Source organism: Methylobacterium frigidaeris (assembly GCF_022179185.1).
Taxonomy (GTDB): Bacteria; Pseudomonadota; Alphaproteobacteria; order Rhizobiales; family Beijerinckiaceae; genus Methylobacterium; species Methylobacterium frigidaeris.
Genome location: NZ_BPQJ01000051.1, coordinates 38,755 through 45,434, shown reverse-complemented (window position 1 = coordinate 45,434; position 6,680 = coordinate 38,755). Strand labels below are relative to the sequence as shown.

5 protein-coding genes are annotated in these 6,680 nt (G+C 69.9%); 1 reads left to right on the top strand and 4 read right to left on the bottom strand.

Annotated elements, in window-relative coordinates:
- Window positions 1-52 precede the first annotated feature (52 nt).
- From pyk to MFF64_RS30960, 4 genes are read right to left on the bottom strand one after another with little or no spacing between them, the layout of a single operon-like run.
- Window positions 53-1,465 carry a pyruvate kinase gene (gene pyk / locus MFF64_RS30975; RefSeq protein ID WP_238193265.1) on the bottom strand — a complete coding sequence of 471 codons (1,413 nt, stop codon included), beginning with the start codon at window positions 1,463-1,465 and terminating at the stop codon, window positions 53-55.
- A 50-nt stretch (window positions 1,466-1,515) separates the two neighbouring features.
- Window positions 1,516-2,775, bottom strand: coding sequence for a glycerate kinase type-2 family protein (locus tag MFF64_RS30970; protein ID WP_238193264.1), 1,260 nt, complete (start codon window positions 2,773-2,775; stop codon window positions 1,516-1,518).
- Between the two features lie 10 nt (window positions 2,776-2,785).
- Window positions 2,786-3,865, bottom strand: coding sequence for a tartrate dehydrogenase (locus MFF64_RS30965; RefSeq protein WP_099900330.1), 1,080 nt, complete (start codon window positions 3,863-3,865; stop codon window positions 2,786-2,788).
- A gap of 44 nt (window positions 3,866-3,909) precedes the next feature.
- Window positions 3,910-5,208 (bottom strand): MFS transporter, encoded by a 1,299-nt coding sequence (locus tag MFF64_RS30960; RefSeq protein ID WP_238193263.1) that lies wholly within the window; start codon window positions 5,206-5,208, stop codon window positions 3,910-3,912.
- Window positions 5,209-5,361: 153 nt separating this feature from the next.
- Here MFF64_RS30960 and MFF64_RS30955 point away from each other — a divergent pair, with 153 nt between their 5' ends.
- On the top strand, window positions 5,362-6,087 hold the full coding sequence (locus tag MFF64_RS30955) for a GntR family transcriptional regulator (RefSeq protein WP_099900326.1): 726 nt from the start codon (window positions 5,362-5,364) through the stop codon (window positions 6,085-6,087).
- Window positions 6,088-6,680 lie beyond the last annotated feature (593 nt).

Genomic DNA, 6,680 nt, shown 5'->3' with positions numbered 1-6,680 from the left:
GTTCGGGCTTGCCTGGCACCTTCGAACGCGTCCGTTCGAAGGCGCGGCGGTATCAAATCTGCAACACCCGAATGTTGTTGGTGTTGCCCGTGGTGTGGAACGGGATGCCGGCCGCAACGACGATGTGGTCGTTGGGCATCGCGAAGTTCTCGGCCTGCGCGTAATGCGCGGCCTTCGTGACCATCTCCTCGTAGGAGTTCACGTCCCCGGTCTGGACGCTGTGGGCGCCCCAGAGCAGGCAGAGCCGCCGCGCCGTCGCAAGGCTCGGCGTCAGCGCCAGGATCGGCGGCTCAGGCCGCTTGCGCGCCACCCGCGCCGCGGTCGTCCCGCTCGCCGTGTAGGTCACGATCGCCTTGGCGTGCAGCGCCTCGGCGAGCGTCGCGGTCGCGGTCGCCACCGCGTGCGGCGGCGTCTCCTCCTCGCCCGGGTCTGAGGCGGCGACGATCGAGCGATAGAGCTTGTGCCCCTCCACCGAGCGGATGATGCGGTCCATCATCGCCACCGCCTCGACCGGGTAGCGGCCGGCGGCCGATTCGGCCGAGAGCATCACCGCGTCGGCGCCGTCGTAGATCGCGGTCGCGACGTCCGAGGCCTCTGCCCGGGTCGGCGCCGGAGCGCCGACCATCGAGTCGAGCATCTGCGTCGCGACGATCACCGGCTTCACCGCCAGCCGGCAGGCGCGGATCAGCTCCTTCTGGCGGCCGGGCACGTCCTCGTGCGGGATCTCGACGCCGAGATCGCCGCGGGCCACCATCACCGCATCCGACAGGCGGATGATGTCCTCGATCCGCTCCAGCGCCTGCGGCTTCTCGATCTTGGCCAGCAGCCCGGCCCGGTCGCCGATCAGGGCGCGCGCCTCGACCATGTCGGACGGCTTCTGCACGAAGGACAGGGCCACCCAGTCGACGCCGAGCTCGAGCCCGAAGGCGAGGTCGGCGCGGTCCTTTGCAGTCAGCGGCGAGAGGTCGAGCAGGGTGCCGGGCAGGTTGACGCCCTTGCGGTTGGAGAGGACCCCGCCCGTGACCACCTCGGCGGTGAGGGACGCGGCGTCCAGGCCGGTGACGCGCACCCGCACGCGGCCGTCATCGATCAGCAGTTCCTGTCCGGGAACGACGGCAGCGAAGATCTCCGGATGGTGCAGGGGGATCGCCTGCTTGTCCCCTCCCCCGCCCTCCAGCACGAAGCGCACGCTCTCGCCCGCGTCGAGATCGAGGCGGCCATCCTTGACGGTGCCGATGCGGATCTTCGGGCCCTGGAGGTCCTGCAGGATGCCGATCGGGCGGCCGGTCTCCTGCTCCAGCGCCCGGATGGCGGCGTGGACCTTGGCGTGGTCGTCGTGGCTGCCGTGGGAGAAGTTGAGCCGGAAGGTGTCGACCCCGGCGAGGAACAGGGCTTTGAGCCGCTCCGGCGTGTTGCTGGCCGGGCCGACGGTGGCGACGATCTTGGCGTGGCGGTGACGGCGCATGACACATTCGGCCGCGCGAGAACGGCCGCCTTCCGGTGTGTGAGGTCGGGTCAGGCGATCAGGACCGCCCGGAAATCGTTGACGTTGGTGAGCGTCGGGCCGGTGACGACGGCGTCGCCCAGGGCCTCGAAGAAGCCGTGCCCGTCGTTGCGGGCGAGGCTCGCCGCCAGGGACAGGCCGAGCGCGGCGGCACGCGCCGGGGTGTCGGGGCCGAGAACCGCCCCGGCGATCTCCTCCAGACCGTCCACACCGTCGGTGTCGGCGGCGATGGCGTGGATCCCCGGATGCCCGTTCAGCGCGGCGCCGAGCGCCAGCAGGAACTCGACGTTGCGCCCGCCGCGGCCGTCGCCCCGCACCGACACGGTGGTCTCGCCGCCCGAGAGCAGCACGCAAGGCCTGGGCAACGGCAGGCCGTGAGCGGCGACGCTCCGGGCGATGCCGGCCATGACCTTGCCGACTTCGCGCGCCTCGCCTTCCAGGGCATCGCCGAGGATGCAGGGGGTGATGCCCTCGCGCTGGGCGAGGTCCGCCGCGGCCTGGAGCGCCATCAGCGGTGTGGCGACCATCCGCAGGTCGGGCGTGCCGAGGCGTGGATCGCCGGGCTTCACCGATTCGCCCGCGCCGCTCTCCAGATGGGCGCGGACCGCCACCGGGATCTCGATCCGGTGGCGCTCGAGGATCGCCAGCGCGTCGGCGCAGGTCGTGGGATCGGCGACGGTCGGGCCGGAGGCGATGTCGAGGGGGTCGTCGCCGGGCGTGTCGGAGATCAGCAGCGTCACCACCCGGGCCGGGTGGCAGGCGGCGGCGAGCCGTCCGCCCTTGATCGCCGAGAGGTGGCGCCGCACGCAGTTCATCTCGCCGATGGCGGCACCCGACGTCAGCAGGGCGCGGTTGACGGCCTGCTTGTCGGCGAGGGTGAGCCCCGGCGCCGGGAGCGACAGCAGGGCCGAGCCGCCGCCGGAGATCAGGCAGAGGACGAGGTCGTCGGGGGTGAGCCCGGCGACCGCCTCGAGGATGGCCTTCGACGCGGCCTCGCCGGCCGCGTCCGGTACCGGGTGGGCGGCCTCGACCACCGCGATCCGGGTGGTCGGGGCACCGTGCCCGTAGCGGGTGACCACGAGCCCGGAGATCTCGCCCGGCCAGGCCGCCTCGACGGCGCGGGCCATCGCGGCAGCGGCCTTGCCCGCCCCGACGACGATGGTGCGGCCGCGGGGCGGCTCGGGCAGGTGACGGGCGAGGCTGACGGCCGGATCGGCCGCCGCCACGGCGGCGGCGAAGAGCCGCCGCAGGAAGTCTCCGGGCTCGGTCACGGCGTGCCCCTTACTCGTTGTCGCCCTGGATCGCCGCGATGACGGCGTCGGTGACCTGACGGGTCGTCGCCTTGCCGCCGAGATCGGGGGTGTGCAGGCTCGGATCGGCGGTCACCCGCTCCACCGCGCGCATCAGCCGGTCGGCCGCCGGCTTCTCGCCGAGGTGCTCCAGCATCTGGCAGGCGGTCCAGAAGGTCGCGATCGGGTTGGCGATGCCCTTGCCGGTGATGTCGAAGGCCGAGCCGTGGATCGGCTCGAACATCGACGGGAACTTCCGCTCCGGGTTGATGTTCGCGGTCGGCGCGATGCCGAGCGAGCCGGCGAGGGCCGCGGCCAGGTCCGACAGGATGTCGGCGTGCAGGTTCGTCGCCACGATGGTGTCGAGGGTCTCGGGCTTGATCACCATGCGCATCGTCATGGCGTCGACCAGCATCTTGTCCCAGGTCACGTCCGGGAATTCCTGCGCCACCTCGGCGGCGATCTCGTCCCACATCACCATGGCGTGGCGCTGGGCGTTCGACTTCGTCACCACGGTGAGGAGCTTGCGCGGGCGGCTCTGGGCGAGCTTGAAGGCGTAGCGGATGATGCGGGAGACGCCGGTGCGCGTCATCATCGAGACGTCGGTGGCGACCTCCTCCGGGTGGCCCTGGTGAACGCGGCCGCCGACGCCCGCATACTCGCCCTCCGAGTTCTCACGCACGATCACCCAGTCGAGCTCGGGCCCCGAGACGTGGCGCAGCGGGCTGGTGATGCCGGGCAGGATCCGGGTCGGGCGGACATTGGCGTACTGGTCGAAGGGCTGGCAGATGGCGAGCCGCAGGCCCCACAGGGTGATGTGGTCCGGCACGTCCGGCGCGCCGACGGCACCGAAGTAGATCGCGTCGTGGTTCCTGATCTGCTCGCGACCGTCGGCCGGCATCATCACGCCGTGCGTCTTGTAGTAGTCCGAGCCCCAGTCGAAGTGGTCGAACTGGAACCGGAACGTGCCGGTCTTCTCGGCCAGCGCGTTCAGCACCTCGACGCCGGCGGCGATGACCTCGATGCCGATGCCGTCGGCCGGGATCGCGGCGATCTTGTAGGTCTTGGTCATGACGAGTCTCCGTGTGGGATGAGGGATCAAGGGGAAGAGGGTGTTCAGTGCGCGGCAGCGCCCGCCGCTCCGGCGCGTCGCCCCGCACGGGCGACGATGAGCGTCAGGACCGCGGACAGGATCAGCAGCCCGGCGACGAAGATCAGCCCGCCGGTGAAGCTGCCGGTCCGGTCCTTGATCCAGCCGATCGCCCAGGGCCCGACGAAGCCGCCGAGGTTACCGATCGAGTTGATCGTGGCAATGCCGACCGCCGCGGCCGAGCCGGACAGGAACATCGTCGGCATCGCCCAGAGCGGGGGCTTGGCCGCGCTGATGCCGATATTGACCAGGCTGAGCGCCGCGATCACGGCGGCGACCGAGGTGGCACCGCCGGCGAGCACGAGGCCGGCCGAGGCGACGAGGCAGGCGATGACGACGTGCCAGGTGCGCTCGCCGGTCTTGTCCGAGTGGCGCGCCCACAGGATCATCGCGATCACCGCCAGGGTCGGCGGCACGCCGTTGAGGAAGCCGACCGCCATGGTGGACAGGCCGAAGCTCTTGATGATCTGCGGCGCCCAGATGCCGAGCGTGTAGAGGCCGGCCGAGGTGCCGAAGTAGATCAGGGCGAGTGCCAGCACGCGGATGTCGGCCAGACCAGCCATGATGCTGTGCTTGGCCGCCGTCTGCTTGGCGGCCCGCTCCGCGTTCATCTCCGCGACGAGCCAGTCGCGCTGCTCCTCCGAGAGCCACTTCGCCTTCTCGGGCCGGTCGGTCATGTAGAACAGCACGACGACACCGAGCACGACCGCCGGAGCCGCCTCGATGAGGAACATCCACTGCCAGCCGTGCAGGCCGAGGATGCCGTCCATCCCGAGCAGCGCGCTCGAGATCGGCGAGCCCAGCACGACAGAGATCGGAGCCGCCGCCATGAACAGCGAGACGACGCCGGCGCGGTAGCGGGCCGGGAACCAGTAACTCAGATAGAGGATGATGCCGGGAAAGAAGCCGGCCTCGGCCGCACCGAGCAGGAAGCGCAGTGCGTAGAAGCTATACTCGCCCTTCACGAAGGCGAAGGCGCCGGAGATGATCCCCCAGGTGATCATCACCCGGGCGATCCACAGGCGGGCGCCCACCTTGTCCAGGATGATGTTCGAGGGCACCTCGAACAGGAAATATCCGAAGAAGAACACACCGGCCCCGAAGCCGAACACGGCTGAGGAGAAGCCGAGATCCTTGTTCATCGTCAGCGCGGCGAAGCCGATGTTCACGCGGTCGATGAAGGCAATGAAGTAGAGAAGGCATATGAAAGGGACCAAGCGCCATGATACACGGCGCATGGTCGCTCTCTCCAGCGAAGCGCTCATCGTTTCCTCCTGCTGCCTGGGCGCTCCATTCATTCTTGAGCGCTATCTTCCATGCAAGCTGGAATACCGTTGACAGGGGAAGACCACCCTGTCAACCCCGGTTCCGCGCGTTGCATGGAAGATGATATGCGTAGACCTCAAGGGAGGTGCGGGATGATGCGGGCTCAGTCCAGAGGATCAGAGGGTGAGAGGGTGCCCGGCGAGGAGACGGAGAAGCGCACCTCGCTCGTCGACGACGCCTACGCGGCGATGCGCGCGAACATCCGCGACGCGACCTTCGCGCCGGGCTACCAGGCTTCAGAGCAGGAGATCGCCCTGCGGCTCGGGATGAGCCGGACCCCGGTCCATGAGGCGGCGATCCGGTTGCAGGAGGACGGCCTCGTCCGCGTTCTGCCGCGCAAGGGCATCCTGATCCTGGCGCTCGCCCCGGACGACATGCGGGAGATCTACGACGTGATCATCGGCATCGAGGGCCGGGCGGCCGAACTGATCGCAGCCCTGCCGAGCGCCGAACGCGCCGCGGCGGCCGATGCCCTTGATTCCTGGACGACGGCGATGGAGGAGGCGCACGCCCGCGCCGATCTTCCGGCCTGGGGCGAAGCCGACGGCGCTTTCCACAACATGCTGATCGAGCATGTCCGCAACGGGCGGATGAGCCGGATCATGCATACGATCAACGACCAGTCACACCGGGCCCGAATGCTGACGCTCAACCTGCGCCGCGGCCTTGACGCGTCGATCGCGGAGCACCGTCAGATCGCCCAGACCATTCGCACGGGCGATCCAGACGCCGCGCTGGCGGCGGCTCGTCAGCACCGTCTTCGCGCCCGGGACGAGCTTCTGCCGCTTCTCGCGAGCTACGGTCTCAAGCATCTGTGATCCGCCGCATTGCCGTCCGCAACCATGCAGGGTGAATCCGGGCCGTGCGAGCGCGTCGCCGGATCGCGCCGCAATCGTGCGATCTGTGACGGGCGATCTCCCGGGCTGCCTGCGGCGGGGCGGGATCCACGCCCGATGCCGGGGGTGGCCTGGACCAGCGCGGTCACGCCCATGCCGGGCCGCGTCTCCCACATCTCGGCGGTCCGGCCTTGCCGGTGCATGTCGACGAAGCCAGTCTCGGCCTAAGCCGAGACCGGCCTCGTCCAGCCTGCGCCCGCCGCCTGAGGCCGAGTCGAGGCTGTGGTGCCCTCCCCTCCCCTCGATCGACCGCCGGGCGAGCGTATCGGGCATCCCGACGCGCCGTCGCATGGGCACCGCACTCACGCTTTCGCGGGGCGTGACGCCGGATCGCGCTTGATCCGATCGGCCTGCCGATCAGACACCGAGACGGGTCCTGCCTTCCTGTAAGAACGTGCGGCAGTCGTTCGATGACGAACCGCGTCCTGACGGCGTCGAGCCCCGGATCATTCATCGACGCTTCTGTGGGTGGTCATCGGACCTTTCTGCGGGCGAGCGCGAGGTCGATGCCCGCC

What these genes read in the sequence shown, in the direction of transcription:
- pyk (WP_238193265.1), bottom strand. Translation starts at nt 1,465, where the DNA reads ATGCGCCGTCACCGCCACGCCAAGATCGTCGCCACCGTCGGCCCGGCC.
- MFF64_RS30965 (WP_099900330.1), bottom strand. Translation starts at nt 3,865, where the DNA reads ATGACCAAGACCTACAAGATCGCCGCGATCCCGGCCGACGGCATCGGC.
- MFF64_RS30960 (WP_238193263.1), bottom strand. Translation starts at nt 5,208, where the DNA reads ATGAGCGCTTCGCTGGAGAGAGCGACCATGCGCCGTGTATCATGGCGC.
- MFF64_RS30955 (WP_099900326.1), top strand. Translation starts at nt 5,362, where the DNA reads ATGATGCGGGCTCAGTCCAGAGGATCAGAGGGTGAGAGGGTGCCCGGC.